A 15716-nucleotide genomic window follows, 5' to 3' on the forward strand; every position below is an offset into this window, starting at 1 on the left:
AAAGCTTGTTACAGGCATTCTGTCACTCGCTGTCGTCGCTGGTCTCGGTCTCGGTGCGGCTGTTGCCGAAGAGGCCAAGGGCGGCGAGGAGCATGGCGGCGGTACGCCCCACTATCCGATCCACAAGCCGGAACAGCAGGACTGGAGCTTTGCCGGTCCCTTCGGTCACTACGACAAGGGCCAGCTTCAGCGCGGCCTGAAGGTCTACGCCGAAGTCTGTTCGGCCTGCCACTCGATGAACCTGGTGTCCTTCCGCACGCTGGAAGGCCTGGGCTACTCGGAAGGCCAGGTAAAGGCCTTTGCGGCCAACTACGAAGTCCAGGACGGCCCGAACGCCGACGGCGAGATGTTCAACCGCAAGGCTGTCGCCTCGGATCACTTCCCGTCGCCATACGCGAACAAGGAAGCGGCTGCCGCATCGAACAACGGTGCAGCTCCGCCGGACTTCTCGCTGATCGCCAAGGCACGCGGTATCGAGCGCGGCTTCCCGCAGTTCATCTTCGACATGTTCTGGCCCTACCAGGAAGGCGGCCCGGATTACATCCACGCGCTGCTGACCGGTTATCAGGAGCCGCCGCAGGGCGTCGAAGTCGCCGAAGGCACGCACTACAACCCGTACTTCGCGAACGCTGCCGCTCTGGCGATGGCCCAGCCGATCTCCAACGACCAGGTCACTTATGACGATGGTACGCCGCAGACGGTCGACCAGTACGCCAAGGACGTCGCCGCATTCCTGATGTGGGCTGCTGAGCCGCACCTCGAAGAACGCAAGCGCACCGGCTTCATGGTAATGGTGTTCCTGCTGATCTTCACCGGCCTCATCTACCTCACCAAGAAGTCGGTCTACGCCAACAAGGAACATTGATCGACGCCGGCTTCAGCCGGTTCGGATCGAGATCCAAATGAAGAGGCCCCGGTTCGTCCGGGGCCTTTTTCGAATGCATCAAATTTCACTGGAATCCGATTATTTGTTGCATTGCCTTCGACGCGAGGTTTTTCGCTGCACTTCTAGCGAACGCTCCCTCTGCTGTGTCTTCTTTGTAGAATTCGGCGGCTGAGGCGTAAGCCTGGGCAGCTTCCACATATTTCGGAAAACTCTTGTCGCGGGCCGCAATTGCGCTCAGCGCTATGCCTAAATTATAGTTCGTCGCGGCCCAAACCGATTGCGCCGTTCCGCGGTTGACTTGCGTGAGCGCGAGGTTGAGATGATGTACGGCATAATCCCAATCTTGCGCGCCGTGGGTCGTGGCGGGCATACGCAATATCAGTTCACCAATTCGATAGTGAATGTCAGCCCACACGGCGGGCATGTTTTCTCGATCGACCACCAACAAAGTTTGATAGTACGCCTCAAGCGTCAGGTGAAAATAGGCGGTGTCGTTTAGTAGCATTGCGCGCTTTTTCTCAACTCTCGCAATATTCCAGGCGACGTCGAGCCAAGCAGACCGGTCATCACTCGGCGAAAGTTGCCGCAAAGTTGCCCGTAGGTAGGAGAGGGCGGCGTCATACCCGTCACGGCGCTGTTCGATATCGCCTCGCGTTTCGTGTACGTAAGCGAAATTGCGCTGGAAGTTCACCCAGAGCACAGGCCTCTTATCAAGAGTAGCCTCGGCCACGCCCTCGTTCAAATATTGCAAGGCGCTATCAAGCTGGCTCAGATCATTCCTCAATCTCGCTAGCTTCACTTCAGCGTTGGCGAAATGCAGCATTGTTCGTGCCCAAGTGGCCGGGAACCTCGCCCTTGGCGTCGACGCCAGCGCCAAACGGTAATGATCTAAACCGGACCGAATCGATTTTATGGCGTCCCCACCTTCGGCTAAATTGATAATGGCGCGGCCAAGATTGACCTGAGTCAGTGCCCAACCCCATGGATCCTCGTCCCGCGTCAATGCTGAAAGGGATGCGGAGAATGCCATGGCGGCCTCTTGCGCCGCTGTTGAATCCGATTCAAGTTCCGCAAGCTCCAGTAGAGCCCTTCCTTTATTGTTCTGAATTCGGCTCCATTGCTCTCGATTACTTCGGTAATCGAGTTTGGCAATGGCAACATCGTACTCGGCGACGGCTTCTCGGTAGGCTGAAACCTGGTGGGCTTCTCCCGCAATAGCCAAAAGAACCCCCGCCAATTCAATGCGAATAAAGTTCGAGTCTTTGGCGTCCTCCGCGCTAGCCATGACCTCAAGGTAGGTCTGCCTGGCTTCGTTCAAGGGTTTCACATCGCTGGACGCTATACCCCAGCAGTACAACGAGTGCGCTCTCTGAAGTTGTATTTTCTCCCATTGATCCCTGTCCTGATTGCGCGAAATCTTCTCCAGGAGGTGCCTGTCGATCAGTTGCAACGCTGCTTTCGCGTCGTCTTCACTACCGTCTTTCAGGCAATCTCCGAGCAGGGTCTCGGCAGCTTGAAGGAGATACTTTACATGATGCGCTTTGCTTTCTGGTTCAGCAAAGATAGCAGCTTCATAGAACGCTTGGGCGCCCTCGACAGATTTCTGATCACCAATCAATGTTCTCGCGCGCAACTCGTAGAGTTCGGAAAACTTAAGCAGCGTGTTGCCTTCTGAAGAACTTAGTGCCTTCACCGCTTGTTCAATCAGGTCTGCCGCATTTTCCCATCTCGCTGAAGATATTTCAGCCAAAGCAAGTTGAAGGACGCGAGATCGGTCTGCATCTAAGTCTATAAGTCGCTGCGCTTTTTGCCTAAGGGTGCGGTAATTTTCCGCGTTCCTGTTCAGAATCGAAGCCCACTCATCACGAGGTACGCCACGGCCTTCTATCGTCCGTAAGAAATCGTAGACCATCGCTTCGGTAACACCGAGGTCGTAGGCGATTGCCTCAACTCTGGCCCTGTTTTCAGTGAGCCAGTTTTCGTCACCGCGATAGAGTTCGACCACGACCTGAACGATTGTGTTGTTGTTACCGGTGACGTGGATTTTCTGGTTCTGAGATGCGCAGGGAAATGCGAAGAGCAGTGTCGGTATGGCCAAACATGCCAGCCGCAACACTCTCGACCTCACTTTCCGGCATTCTGCTCGGTAAGATTTCCATCGCCGTGAATCGATGCATCCTGCGCGGATTTAGAGTTATCTTGAGATCCGTATCGCTTCTGAATTGTGGTGTTGTCGTCGCCAACAATTTCGACGCTTTGGAACGGCGTCAACGCGACGAATACCCAACTGCCTATACCCACGAGTGCAACGATGGACGTGGCAACGAGTATCGTCGTGAGGAACCGTCGTGCCTCCCTCGGGCTCACTCTATTCGCCAGTTTCGATTCGATTAGGTTTCTTGCGATGAGAACAAATATCCCCAGGGCCACTCCTGCGACGCCTGCCACCTTTCCAAGCTCACTTAGCTGCTCCATACCGCCCCCAAGATCTATTCTATTATTGTAGAAGCAATCGCGGCACTTACTAGAACGAGAAGTATCGTTGAAACTTAGCTACTATAACTGGCCGGCTTATCCGTTCCAATAGGTCTCACTGAGTGTTTCGAGGTTGTTTCACGCCCTGTTGTTGCATGATGGCGACCATTGCGTTGCCTCTTGAACCTGATGCGCTAATAGCAGCCAACTCCCCGGCTCGCGCTCAAGGTGTCGGCCAAACGCCAGGCGGAAGTGATCGAATGTTTCTCTTCCTCAGAAGTGCTGCAAACGAAAACGGCCCCATCGCAAGACGGGGCCGTTTTCGTTGTTTCAGATCCCAGACGCTTAGCTGAAGCGGCCGGCGGCGTGGGCGAGCATCGTGTAGACCTTGCCGGTGTCCGACGTCAGGTAGGTCTGGGTGATGCGCTTGTCCGGGTCGTTGCGGGCGACATCGGCGAGCAGCTTTTCGAAGTCGGCGATGTAGCGGTCGACGGCGGTGCGGAACTCCGGCTCGCGGTCGTACTTGCGCTTGATCTCGTCGAAGGTCTGCTGGCCCTTCAGCGTGTAGAGGCGACGGGTAAAGACGTCGCGCTCGCCGCGCTGGTAGCGGCGCCACAGATCGACCGAGGCATCGTGGTCGATGGCGCGGGCGATATCGACCGACAGCGAGTTAAGCGACTCGACGACGTGGCGCGGATTGCGGCTGTCACTGGCCCGCGCTGCAGGCTGGGCTTCCGCCGGGCGCTGCGGTGCAGGCGAGGGTGCCTCTTCGCGCGAGGCCGCACGCAGCAGGTCACGCATCCAGCCACCGCCTTCGGCAACCTCGTTCGTTACCGCCTGGCTCGGCGCCGGCTGACGAACGGTAGCCTGATCGAGGCCGAGGCTGCCACGAAGCGCCTGGGCCGGCTCCTGGCGGCGCGGCTGCTCGATGACCGGCTGCTGGGCCACAACCTGTTGAGCGACCGGCTGCGGCGCTGGCTGCTGGATCGCGGGCTGCGGCTGAACCACTGGCTGTTGCTGGACAGCCGGCTGCTGCTGCACCGGACGCGAGACCGGCGCGGCTGCCGGCTGCTGGCGCAGCGGCTGGGCGACTTCGAGCTGCGTCGAGGACTTGCCGATGATGTCGGACAGTTCCTGCAGCGCCTTGATCTGCTCGCCAACGGCGCGACGCATGACAGCGGCGTTTTCCTTGGCTTCTTCCGGCAGGTCGAAGGCGCCACGCTTCAGCTCTTCGCGGGTCATGTCGAGTTCCTTGCGGATCTCGCCAGCCGAACGACGGATCTCGTCGGTTGCACCGCTGAAGCGGCCGATCGCCTCGTCGATCGCCACGCGCACGGCGTCGCGCAGCTGCCCGGCGACACCGTCGGACTTCTTGCCGCTGTCGGCGAGCATGCGCTCGATATCCGATACCGAGGCTGCGACGCTGCCGCGCAGACGCGAAGCGACTTCCTTGGAGCGTTCCTCGGCATTGGCAAATGCGCCTTCGATCGAAGCGCCGGCATCTTCGCCGACCTTGGCAATCGCCTGGCGGAGTGCTTCCGACGCGCCAAGCGCACGGCCCTCGACCGAGGACAGCGTCTTGTTGACGTCGGCAAACGAGGTTTCGACGCCTGAGCGCAGGGTATCGGCGATCTGGCGCGAGCGTTCCTCGGCTCGGCTGAACACCTGCTCGACCGAAGCGCCGGCCGCGTCGCCCGCCTGGGCAAGCGTGTTGCGCATCGATTCTGCGGCTTCCGCTGCGCGCTGTTCGGCGCTGGTCAAAAGGCGGCCAACATCCGAGAAGGACTGCTGGATGCCGCTGCGCAGGTTGCCTGCGACGAGGCCCGAGCGTTCCTCGGCGCGCTGGAAGGCACCATCGACGAAGCCTTCGAGTGCGCGCATGGTCCGCTCGATGTCTTCCGAGCGCTGCACGAGACCGACCGAAAGGGTGCGCAGGGCATCCTGGCGTTCTTCGAGCGTGCTGACGAGGTTCGACTGGGCGGCGCCGAGCAGGTCGGATGCCTGGCCGAGCACACGCGAGTGGTCCTCGAAGCGGCCGACGATGCCGCCGATCTGCGACAGGGTCGATGCCGAAATGTCGGACAGCTTGTCGACCTTGCCTTCGATCAGGCGGGTCGAAGTCGACAGCATGTCGGACGCCTGGCGTGTCGTATCGGAGACGCGGGCGATCGTCGATTCCAGGCGCTGGTCCATGTCGCCAAGGTTGCTGCTGGCCTGGTCGATGACCGAGGCGATCGCCGCATTGTTGTTGGCGAGCTGGTCGATCAGGCCCATGGCCGTCGATTGCAGACGGTTCTCGACCATCTTCATCGCCTTGGCCGTTTCCTCGGCGCGGTGCGAGATCGCATTCAGCGTCTCGCCCGTGCGCTCGGCAATGGCGTTGACCAGGGCGGCGTTCTCTGCCCGCAGGCGATCGGTGCTTTCCTGGGTCACGGCGGCGATGCGCTCGGCCGCTTCACGGCCCGTTGCTGCGTACTGGTCGATGACCGGACGGGCCTGTTCGTCGATCAGGCGCGAGAGCTCCATCGAGCGGCCGGCGAGCATCGAATTGAGTTCGCGGGTGCGCTCGTCGAGCGTGTTGCGGATCGCTTCGCCACGCGCCTCCAGGGCCTTCTCGGTGTTGGCGAGACCCTGATAAATGGTGTCGGCGTGGTTGGCGATCTGGCTGTGCGTAGCGGCCAGCCGCGCCGTTGCCGTATCGGCCGCATCGGCAATCGAGCGGGCGAGGTCGGCGTGACGCGCCGCGGTTGCGGCTGCTTTTTCTTGGATCGTGTTTGCGAGCTCGGCATGGCGGGCAGCGGTTGCCGCCGCCGTCTGGTCGATCGTGTTGGCAAACTCGACCTGGCGCGCGGCGAGTGCTGCGGCGAAATCCTCGCCCGCTCTCGACAGGAGCCCTGCGGAGCGCGCGGCTTCCGCGTCGATTTCCTGCGCAGCGTCGCTGACCGCGCCGCGAATTGTGTTCACCACGCCCGCGGCCCTGCCTTCGATACGGGCAGTCTCGGCATCAAGCTCCTGGGCGACATCGCCGACGGCGCTGCGCAGGTTGCTGACGAGATCGGCAGTCTTGCCTTCGATCCGTGCGGCTTCCTGGTCGATGTCCAGGCTTGCTTCACCGACGGCGGTGCGCAGGCTGCTGACGAGATCGGCGGTCTTGACTTCGATCCGCGCGGCTTCCGCGTCGATCCCTTGCGTTGCCTCGCTGACGGCGCCGCGCAGGTTTGTGACCAGAACGGCCGCCTTGCCCTCGATGGTGCGGTTGACGTTTTCAAGGCCGATGTTGAGGGCACGATCCATGGTGCCCAGACGCTCGGTGATGCGTTCCGCACCGGCCTCGATGGCGCTGGAGATGCGGCTTGCCGCCACGTCGCTCAGGCGATCGATTTCCCCAGCGCGGGTGCTGAGGCTGTCGGCAATCCGGAGGCCGGCGCCATCGACGATCTCGTTGACGCTGCCGACGCTGTCGCGAACGCGGTCTTCGAGCGAGCTGAGGCTTACCTCCAGGCGCAGACCCGTGTCGTCGACCAGCGAGTTGACGTCGCTGACGCTTCCACGGATGCGGTCCTGCAGGGCGCCGAGGCTGCTTTCGATGCGCGTGCCGGTGTCGCCGACGATCGAGTTGACGCTGCTGACGCTGCCGCGAATGCGGTCTTCAAGCGCGCCCAGGCCGCCTTCGACACGGACGGCCGCCTCATCGACGACGGAGCCGACATTGGCGACGCTGCCGCGAATGCGCTCTTCAAGCGCGTTCAGGCCACCTTCGACGCGGGCGGCCGCATCGTCGACGACGGAGCCGACATTGGCGACGCTGCCGCGGATGCGGTTTTCGAGCGCTCCAAGGTTGCTTTCAATGCGCGCACCGGTGTCGTCGACAACCGAGCCGACATTGCCGACCGTGCCACGGATGCGGTCTTCGAGCACGCCGACGCGGGTTTCGATGTGCATCCCGGTTTCATCGACGATCGAACCGATGTTGCCAGCACTCTCACGCATGCGCTCTTCAAGCGCACCAAGGCTCGTTTCGACACGAAGGCCGGTGTCGTCGAGACGGTCGCTGAGACCGTTGATCGACATGTCCACGCGGTTGGTGAGGCTGTCGGCCGCGAGGCTGATCTGGTTGGCGGTCTCGGACAGGCGTTCGGCGATATGGCCGGTCGTCGCACGCATGCGTGCATCGAGCACTTCGCCGCTGCGGTCGATGACACCAGCGAGTGCCGACTGGCGATCTTCCAGCGACATTTCAAGCATGCCGGCGCTGGTGGCAAGGGTCGTGGCGATCGCGGTCGCCTGCTCGGAGAGCAGACCCTCTAGCTGGTCGTGGCCCTGGCCGACGGCGAGGTTGATCGCGTTGATCCGATCATCCAGCGTGGCGCGGATCTGCTCGTGTGTCGACGTCAGCGTGTCGCGCAGGTGTTCGGCGCGGCCGCTCAGCGTCTGCTCGATCTCAGCCGCCTTGCCGGCAAGCGATGCCGTCGCCTCGGTGGTGCGCGCAGTCAGAGCGTCGGCGATGTGGGCGCTGGTCTCCGTCAGCGTGTCGGAGATCTTGCCGACACGGCCGCTCAGATCCTCGGCAATGCGGGCGCTGGTCTGGGTGAGGGTGTCGGAAATCAGGCTGACGCGGCCGCCGAGGTCCTGGGCGATCGTGTTGACGCTCTCCGACAGTTTCTGCTCGATATCGCCGACACGGTCGGTCATGGTCTCGGCAACGGCCGTTGCGCGGAACGTCAGGCTGTCGGCCACGTCTTCGGCATGGCGGCTCAGCGTGTTGGCCATTTCATTGGCGCGCGACGACATGGTCGAGGTAATCGCCGCTGCCCGGTCGGCAAGCACGCCGTCGAGCGCAGTCGTCTGGTTGGTAAGCGCGTCGGAGATCGCTTCGCCGCGTTCCGAAAGCACCCGCTCCAGCCGGTCAGCCGTGCCGCTGACGGCGACGTCGATCTGGTCCGCGCCCATCGACAGGATCGTCGAAAGCGCGAGCGTGCGCTCGGACAGCGTGTTGTCGAGACGATGCTGGCTCGCCGCGATCGCGCTGGTGATTTCGTCGGTCGAACCGCTGAGCGTCTGCTCGATGCGCGAATGCGCTGCCTGCAGGCCGTCGACGAAGGCGGCGGTGCGGCTGTCGAGACCTTCGGTGAGGCGCTGCTCGCTTGTCGTCAGGGCGTTGGCAAGGGCGTCCGCACGCTGGCCAAAGCCGTTTTCGATGCGGTCCTGCGCCTGGGTGAGGGCACCCATGAGGCCGCCGGTCTTTTCGGAGAGCACCGCGTCGATGCGGGTGTGCGCATCGCCAATCATGGTGCCGAGTTCCGAAGTACGGCTGGCGATCGTCTCTTCGATGAAGTCCTGTGTCGCGCCGAGCGTGGTGGCAAGCGTCAACGACTGGTCAGAGAGAGCCGAGCCGATCTTTTCGATACTGCTGTCGAGCGCGCCGCCGATCGCTTCCGAGCCGCCGGAAACGGTCTCGTTGATGCGGTGCAGGCTCTCCATGAGCTTGGTGTCGAGCAGGCTGGCGCGCTTGTCGAAGGCGGATGCAAATTCGTGGAAACGCTCGTCGAAGGCGGTCGCAAGCTGGCCGACCGTCGTCTGCAGCTTTTCTTCGAAGAAGCCGCCGCGCAGGTCGAGGTCCATGATAGCGTCGTCGGCGCTGGAGCGCAGGCTCTGGCGGAAACTTGCGCCCTTCTCGTCGAGCGTGGCGTTGAGCGAAGCCAGAACGTTGTCGAGGCCGCCGGTGATCGCATGCTGACCGACGCTGAGGCTTTCGTTCAGGTCGCGGGTCCGGGCGATCAGCGTCTCGTTGAGCTGGCGGGCACGCTCGTTCAGCGCCGCATTGAGCTTTTCGGTGCTGGCGTCGAGCGAAGAGGCGCGCGTTTCGAACTGGCTAAGCAGATCCTCGCCGCGCTTCGTCAGCGTGTCGCTCAGTTGGTCAAGGCGCGTGTCGAACTCGGTGCTGAGGCCAAGACCTGCAGCCGTCAGGCCGGAGAGCAGGGCGTCCGTGCGCGTCGTCAGCATGGAGCCGATCGACTGTAGCGCGGTGTCGGACTTTTCGCTGAGGGCGGCTGCGCGCGTGTCGATCAACGAGGCGAAGGCCTCACCTGATATGGCGATGCGGGACGCGATGTCTTCGCTTGCCTGTTCCAGATCGTCCTTCAACTTGCCATGAGCGCCTGAAATGGCCGAGCGGATGCGCTCCGAATGACCGATGATCGCTTCGCGCTCCAGGCCGAGTTCCTGGACCAGGGTGCGCACGCGCAATTCGTTTTCGCTGTAGCTGCGCTCGAGCGCGTTGACTTCGGAATGAACGAGCGTTTCGAGTTCGGTGGCACGGGCGATCGTGCGCTCGATGCCTTCGTTCATCGCCGAGACTTCGCGGCGCACAGCCTGGCCGACGGTCATGACACGATCGGCGGCGGCCGTTTCCGGCTCGGCAAGGCGGAGTGCCACTTCGGCCATCGAACGTGCGGCGTTACGCAGTTCCTGCGCGCGGGCAATCATGATGGCGAAGGAGAAGAACAGCATGATCGGCAACACGATACCGATCGCAACCCCGACGGCGCCCGGTGTAGCGGCAAGGTCGCTCAGCGAGCGGATCTGCCAGATCTGGGGGCCGTAAAGAAGATTGGCGACGCCAAGGCCGGCGACCGCCCAGATGATCGACACCAGAGCGGCAACGCGGATCGCGGCGCGATTGGAGCGCACGTCAAGCGCGCGCAGCATCGCAGCCGGCGAACGACGGCCATCGTCGTTGGCGGCGGAAAGGGAAGGGGACTTGGGCGCAGGTTCCGGAGCGAGCGCCTTTGCCGCTTCGGCAGCGCGCGCCACGCGGGACGGATCCGGCTGAGGCTTTGCTTTTTTATTTTGATCGGGCGTTGCCGCCTGATTGGTGGGCTGAGACACATTTTCCTCCGGATCATCCAAGGAAGTCTTGTCATTCGGGCTCGATACAAGCTCGTCGAAATCAATCTTCAGGGCCGCTTCCAGAGCCTGGAAAGCCTTTTCGTCGATCGACTCATTGCTCTTTTTCGTCGCCATAGGGATACGCCTCATTACCTTTTGCCCATCACAAGGAAGCAGCCTATCCCCCTGAGGGGACCGGATGTCTTCTTCATGGGCGGTGACGGCAAGATACGCGCATCGGATCTACGCAATACCCTACTGATCACCCACTGCATTGCCTCGACGGATAGTCGCATTTGTGGCCGAAAGGGACCACGCGTTGAGCTTATCCACCGGAACGGTTGCCATTTTCGTACGCGAGCCCGTTCCTAAGCGTATCGTAGTGACACATTAGCTGGGTTCTTACAATTATGAGCGCTCGGGCTTGATTAGAATCCTAATGAATTCTTAATGCGATAGCGGTCCGGACGGTGAAAAAGATAAGGAAATCAAAGAATTTAACGTGCATTAACCATTTCCTGAGAATCCTGCCTATATTGCGCCCGCTTTTAAGCCAATAGGTGCCCGCGCCCGCCGATGATGGATATCTGACTGGTGCGGGTGCTGTGGATCGCCCATGTGAGGCGGTCCAAGGAAACAAGCCAACATCAAACAAACAATAGGGAATTTGGCTCATGGCGGCCCTCAGGATTGCCTTCGAAGCCCCGGATAGTCCGGGTAACTCTCCTGCGACAGGCAGGAAGCCGATCGACTTTGCTCACCTTGCCGTTCAGACGATGGGTGACAAGGCGCTCGAAATCGAAGTGCTGCAGCTTTTCGCGCGCCAGGCGCGCCAGGTAATGAAGGAGATCGTCGAAGGCGAGGGCATTCACCGCGCCCAGGCGGCGCACCGCCTAAAGGGGGCAGCCCTTGCTGTCGGCGCTGTCGACGTTGCCCAGGCGGCCGGCGCGATCGAACAAAATCCAACTGAAGCGTCGCTCTCAGACACGCTCTCGACCGCGGTCCTCGAGGCCGAACTCTTCATCCTGAAGCTCTGCCGCTGACAAACCCATTCTCCCGTAACGTCACGGGGAAGCGGAAATACGCTCCGGCATCGACGTGCCGGGGCGTCACTATCGCCTGCACTGAGCACGTATCAGCCGTACGTTCGTGCACGGCGCGATGCGCGCAGTGATGGCCGTTGTTGACTGGTCGGCCGATTTGTTGGAAGAACTTTCCCTGAATTTGCGCCCGCGGCGTTCGTTCTCAAGAGCCCGCCCTTGGCCAGCCCACCCGTTCATTCCGGAAAGAGACATGACAAAACTTAACATCGTTGCCTTTGATGGCGCGCGCCATGAACTGAATGTCGAGAACGGCTCGACGGTTATGGAAAACGCCGTTCGCAATTCGGTTCCCGGCATTGAAGCCGAATGCGGCGGTGCCTGCGCCTGCGCGACCTGTCACGTCTATGTCGACGACGCCTGGGCGGCTGTCGTCGGCGCCCCGGAAGCGATGGAAGAAGACATGCTCGATTTTGCCTATGACGTGCGTCCGACGTCGCGGCTGTCCTGTCAGATCAAGATGAGCGATGCGCTTGACGGTCTCGTCGTGCACGTGCCGGAGCGTCAAGCCTAGATCACTTCTCGCTGTTTCTTCGAAGCCGCGACATGATCGAGATTTGAAGCAGCGCAATTGCGGACGGAAAACCGTTTCACATTCTGCCCTGTATTGCTCCGCGCCGGTCGCGTCGGCGTTGCGTTCCCACCATTCAGATGCGTGCGCCAAAAAAGTGCCTCGCTGGTCGTACGACGAGCGAGGCGAGGAGGGCGCATCGCAAACAGATGAGGGAGGGAACATCTGCTGCACCAAGACACGCCAGGAGAACCTGTTTCGGCTCCGTTGCTCGGTTTCTTGTTTTACAATTGAACAACGTCGCGCAAATTAAAGTAATCGCAAATTCGAAGCTTCTCGCGCCGCTGCCGCGTCGCGCTTAATCTATCATTTGGCGGGGGCTAGTCTTCATCCTTGCCCCACTTTCCATATTTTGAATATAGATGAGTCGATGGCCGGCAGCCATCGTTATATTTCACCAATAAAATACTGTGGGTTTGGCCGCCGAAATCGCCGCGGAGCCGACTATAGTCACGATCTTCTTCGGGGGCGGGCGCTGCTACCTACTGTTGCGCCTTCTTCAGCGTCTCAAGCCGATATTGCAGCAGCCGGATCATGCGCTTGTCGAAGTTTGCGGCTTCGGTGCGGTCGAACCTCGCCTGATCCTTGTCGTGGGCTTCAATGGCAGTCACGCTGGCGCGCGCCACACTTGCCTGCATCTCTTCGCAATCAGCCTGGGGCTTCAGGGCAAGGAACATCTTTTCCATCCGGCGCGCATGGTTGCGTGCGATTTCCGCATGGCGCTCCTCATGGCGCTTGATGTCGCTTGAAAGCGTATCCCAGACAAGGGCGAGGTCGCGACCCGCCTGGCGGCGATACTTCCACTTGGGCAGGATAATGCGCGTGCTGAGCGTCACGCGCGCCGAACCGACGGCGCAGCGTCCGCCGCGGCTGACATAGGTGATGGAGCCGCCAAATTTGATGCGGGTTGCGCCCGGGTGGCGCGCGCCGGTCGACTTCATCATCGGCCCGCTCGCCGAGAGTGCCTTGTCGAGCTCTTCAGCTGTCCGACCGCCGATCGTGAAATAGGAGAAGCTCTTGTTGACCACGGTTTCGCCCGAGGCCGTACCGATCGGGGCGGCGACCAGGAGAGCAAGAAGGGCGGCTTTGAACGGGACGCGTACTCGGGACATCAATGCGTGGTTCTCTTCAGTTGAACTTCAGTCAAGCTTGGGGCATAGCCAGCGCCGGCGCAACAGCAAAACGAAGGCTCCCGGCCGCGTGCGGATGGTGAGGGAAAATGACTTACAATCCATTTCACAAATTTAGCTGGAAGCTGGCGCATGGGCGCAGCCTCGAACTTGGACCGCGTGGCGTTTTGATGGCGATCGTCAATGTTACCCCGGATTCTTTTTCCGACGGCGGTCGTTTCATCGATGCGACAGCCGCAGTCGCCCAAGGCATCCGCTGTCTGACGGAGGGCGCGCTGATCCTCGATATCGGCGGGGAATCGACGCGGCCCGATGCAGCGCCCGTCAGTGCTGACGAAGAACAGGCGCGGATCCTTCCCGTTATCTCCGCACTCGCGCGTGAAACCGACGCGCTCATCTCGGCGGATACCTACAGGGCCTCAACGGCCCGGTTGGCGGTCGAAGCCGGCGCCCATATCGTCAACGACGTGCACGGTCTTCAGCGCGAGCCGGATATCGCGAAGGTTGCGGCCGAGACTGGAGCGGGGCTTTGCATCATGCACACGGGACGCGACCGCGAGAAGCGCGCCGATGTCATAGAAGACCAGTTCGTTTTCCTTGAGAGATCGCTCGAGATTGCGGCGGAGGCCGGCGTGGCACGGGATCGCATCGTGCTCGATCCCGGCTTCGGCTTTGCCAAGGATACGGACGAGAACCTCGAACTCATGGCGCGCTTTCAGGAATTGCACCGGTTTGAACTGCCGTTCCTGATCGGCACGTCGCGCAAAAGGTTTGTCGGCGCGGTGAGCGGTCGCGAGGCAACCGACCGCGATGTGGCGACGGCTGCGACCTCGGCACTGCTGCGTGTCGCCGGCGCCTCGATTTTCCGCGTACACAATGTCGCAAACAGCAAGGATGCACTGGCGATCGCGGATGCTATGCTGAACGCCAAAGCGGGATGAGAAATGATGCGTGCGGTTTCCGCCCGCATCCCGCCTGAACCTATAAGACATCATCACGCTCAGGATTGTGGAACGGCTCGGCCCCATGACCGTCGTGATCCAAAGACAGTAGATGGGACGGAGAAGCATGAGCGCGACCTATATCATCACCCTCAAGAACTGCGCCTTCTTCGCGCGTCACGGCGTTTTCGACGAAGAGGAACTTCTCGGGCAGCGTTTCTTCGTCGACGCCGAGCTTGAAGTCGAGCAGGGAACTGCGCTGGTCGACGATTCGATCGAAGACACGGTGCATTACGGCATCGCCTTCCAGGAGATTGAGCGCATCGTCACCGGGCGCCGTCGCTACCTGATCGAGGCGCTGGCGCTGGAAGTGGCCAAGACGCTCTGTGTGCGCTTCCCGCAGATCAAGCGCGCGAAGGTATCGATCCGCAAGCCGAACGCGCCGGTTCCAGGCGTGCTCGATTATGTCGAAGTGACGGTCGAGCATGTCGTCTGAGATGATCTGGCGGCGCGCGACGCTGGGGCTTGGCGGCAATCTGGGCGATCCCAGGCGCGCGATGGCCGAAGCGCTTCGCCAGCTGGATGCCCGCGCCGATTGCGCCGTAGAGGCCGTGTCGCGGCTCTACCGCACACCGCCCTGGGGCAAGACGGACCAGGCCTGGTTCTATAACGCCTGCGCCAGCGTCGAAACGACGCTTGTGCCGGAGGCCTTGCTCGACGCCTGTCTCGATATCGAACGCTCGATGAAGCGCGTGCGCGACGAGCGCTGGGGGCCGCGCACGCTCGATATCGACGTGCTTACCTTCGAGGGGGTAGCGCAGGGTGGCGATCGGCTGGAATTGCCGCATCCGCGGATGACGGAGCGAGGGTTCGTGCTGATGCCGCTCGCCGACTTTGCCGCCGACATGCCGGTCCACGGCCGTACGGTCGGCGCGTGGCTGAAAGAGGCAGATGTCGCCGGCATCGAGATTGCCGAAGGCGACAGCAACTGGTGGCGTGCACAAGACTGAGCAAGCTCTGAAATTGTGCAGCGCCCGAAACAACAAAGCCCCGGTCGATGCCGGGGCTTTGTTGTCTTGGAGAATGCTGTGATGGCTACTTGATCGAACCGACGGCAATCGTATCGATCTGACGGTTGAGGCTGACGCCGATCACCGGCACCATCGTATCGTCGACCTTGACCGAGATGGTGATGTTCATCGTCTGGTCGTCCTGAAGGCGTGCGATCATCGCGCCGTTCAGCTTCTTGCGGTTGATGCCGACGACCACTTTGTCCTTGGCAACGTTGCCGGAAACGATGTCCAGGCCTTTGCCTTCGGCGCCGTCGAGGAACTTGCCGGTGTAGGTGTTGCCCTTCTGGGTGATCAGCGCCGACATCGGCTGCTTGAACACGCCGACGCGGCAGAAACCGTCGAGCTTGATGCCGGTATCGTTACCGGCGACCGGCTCGCCCGAGAGGTCACAGGTGAATTTGGTGCCCTTGTACTTGCCAGCGACGATCTCGCCCGGGCCCTTCCATTGGCCAGAGACTTTCTCGAAGAAAGCCTTGTCCTTGCCGCCGGAAAAGGCCGGTGTCGCAACGCCGACGGCAGCTGCAAGCGCAAAGGCGGCAGCGCCGCGAGCGATCAAAGAAGGGCGCGAGAACATAAACGATCCTTGATGGGTCAACGTCCGAAACTGAAAGCCACATTTGCGCGCAAATGGTTAATGGACGGTTTCCGGGAG

The 15716-nt window shown here is 61.3% G+C and carries 11 protein-coding genes; 6 read left to right on the forward strand and 5 right to left on the reverse strand.

Going from position 1 to position 15716, the window contains the following annotated elements; translation table 11 throughout:
- Positions 1–865 (forward strand): cytochrome c1 (locus tag VGO04_RS24030; protein ID WP_327498477.1); only part of this gene is annotated, 865 nt, incomplete at its 5' end.
- Positions 866–950: 85 nt separating this feature from the next.
- Here the strand turns inward: VGO04_RS24030 and VGO04_RS24035 are convergent.
- From VGO04_RS24035 to VGO04_RS24045, 3 genes are all read right to left on the reverse strand, one after another.
- Positions 951–3002: a hypothetical protein gene (locus VGO04_RS24035; RefSeq protein WP_327498478.1), complete on the reverse strand. Its 2052-nt coding sequence runs from the start codon at positions 3000–3002 to the stop codon at positions 951–953.
- An 8-nt stretch (positions 3003–3010) separates the two neighbouring features.
- A complete protein-coding gene (locus tag VGO04_RS24040) occupies positions 3011–3361 on the reverse strand; it encodes a hypothetical protein (protein WP_327498479.1) in 351 nt (116 codons plus the stop codon).
- 345 nt (positions 3362–3706) lie between these two features.
- Complete coding sequence (locus VGO04_RS24045) at positions 3707–10384, reverse strand: kinesin (RefSeq protein WP_327498480.1); 6678 nt, start codon at positions 10382–10384, stop codon at positions 3707–3709.
- A gap of 539 nt (positions 10385–10923) precedes the next feature.
- On the opposite strand from VGO04_RS24045, the gene VGO04_RS24050 reads away from it, so the two are divergent.
- Positions 10924–11292, forward strand: a complete 369-nt coding sequence (locus VGO04_RS24050) for an Hpt domain-containing protein (protein WP_327498481.1) — start codon at positions 10924–10926, stop codon at positions 11290–11292.
- Positions 11293–11542: 250 nt separating this feature from the next.
- Positions 11543–11863 carry a 2Fe-2S iron-sulfur cluster-binding protein gene (locus VGO04_RS24055; protein ID WP_327498482.1) on the forward strand — a complete coding sequence of 107 codons (321 nt, stop codon included), beginning with the start codon at positions 11543–11545 and terminating at the stop codon, positions 11861–11863.
- Positions 11864–12402: 539 nt separating this feature from the next.
- Here the strand turns inward: VGO04_RS24055 and VGO04_RS24060 are convergent.
- Positions 12403–13032, reverse strand: a complete 630-nt coding sequence (locus VGO04_RS24060) for a DUF922 domain-containing Zn-dependent protease (protein ID WP_327498483.1) — start codon at positions 13030–13032, stop codon at positions 12403–12405.
- 107 nt (positions 13033–13139) lie between these two features.
- On the opposite strand from VGO04_RS24060, the gene folP reads away from it, so the two are divergent.
- From folP to folK, 3 genes are all read left to right on the forward strand, one after another.
- Positions 13140–13991: a dihydropteroate synthase gene (gene folP, locus VGO04_RS24065; RefSeq protein WP_327498484.1), complete on the forward strand. Its 852-nt coding sequence runs from the start codon at positions 13140–13142 to the stop codon at positions 13989–13991.
- 127 nt (positions 13992–14118) lie between these two features.
- The gene (folB, locus tag VGO04_RS24070) at positions 14119–14487 is read left to right on the forward strand and encodes a dihydroneopterin aldolase (protein WP_034794609.1); all 369 of its coding nucleotides are present in this window, start codon (positions 14119–14121) and stop codon (positions 14485–14487) included.
- On the forward strand, positions 14477–15001 hold the full coding sequence (gene folK / locus VGO04_RS24075; RefSeq protein WP_327498485.1) for a 2-amino-4-hydroxy-6-hydroxymethyldihydropteridine diphosphokinase: 525 nt from the start codon (positions 14477–14479) through the stop codon (positions 14999–15001). The genes folB and folK overlap by 11 nt, the downstream gene beginning before the upstream one ends.
- 85 nt (positions 15002–15086) lie before the next feature.
- Here folK and VGO04_RS24080 read toward each other — a convergent pair whose 3' ends face one another.
- Positions 15087–15638 (reverse strand): hypothetical protein, encoded by a 552-nt coding sequence (locus tag VGO04_RS24080; RefSeq protein WP_327498486.1) that lies wholly within the window; start codon positions 15636–15638, stop codon positions 15087–15089.
- Positions 15639–15716 lie beyond the last annotated feature (78 nt).

This window comes from Ensifer sp. (assembly GCF_035999185.1).
Lineage (GTDB): Bacteria > Pseudomonadota > Alphaproteobacteria > Rhizobiales > Rhizobiaceae > Ensifer.

What these genes read in the sequence shown, in the direction of transcription:
- folB (WP_034794609.1), top strand. Translation starts at nt 14,119, where the DNA reads ATGAGCGCGACCTATATCATCACCCTCAAGAACTGCGCCTTCTTCGCG.
- VGO04_RS24060 (WP_327498483.1), bottom strand. Translation starts at nt 13,032, where the DNA reads ATGTCCCGAGTACGCGTCCCGTTCAAAGCCGCCCTTCTTGCTCTCCTG.
- VGO04_RS24050 (WP_327498481.1), top strand. Translation starts at nt 10,924, where the DNA reads ATGGCGGCCCTCAGGATTGCCTTCGAAGCCCCGGATAGTCCGGGTAAC.
- VGO04_RS24055 (WP_327498482.1), top strand. Translation starts at nt 11,543, where the DNA reads ATGACAAAACTTAACATCGTTGCCTTTGATGGCGCGCGCCATGAACTG.
- folP (WP_327498484.1), top strand. Translation starts at nt 13,140, where the DNA reads ATGACTTACAATCCATTTCACAAATTTAGCTGGAAGCTGGCGCATGGG.
- VGO04_RS24045 (WP_327498480.1), bottom strand. Translation starts at nt 10,384, where the DNA reads ATGGCGACGAAAAAGAGCAATGAGTCGATCGACGAAAAGGCTTTCCAG.
- VGO04_RS24040 (WP_327498479.1), bottom strand. Translation starts at nt 3,361, where the DNA reads ATGGAGCAGCTAAGTGAGCTTGGAAAGGTGGCAGGCGTCGCAGGAGTG.
- VGO04_RS24080 (WP_327498486.1), bottom strand. Translation starts at nt 15,638, where the DNA reads ATGTTCTCGCGCCCTTCTTTGATCGCTCGCGGCGCTGCCGCCTTTGCG.
- folK (WP_327498485.1), top strand. Translation starts at nt 14,477, where the DNA reads ATGTCGTCTGAGATGATCTGGCGGCGCGCGACGCTGGGGCTTGGCGGC.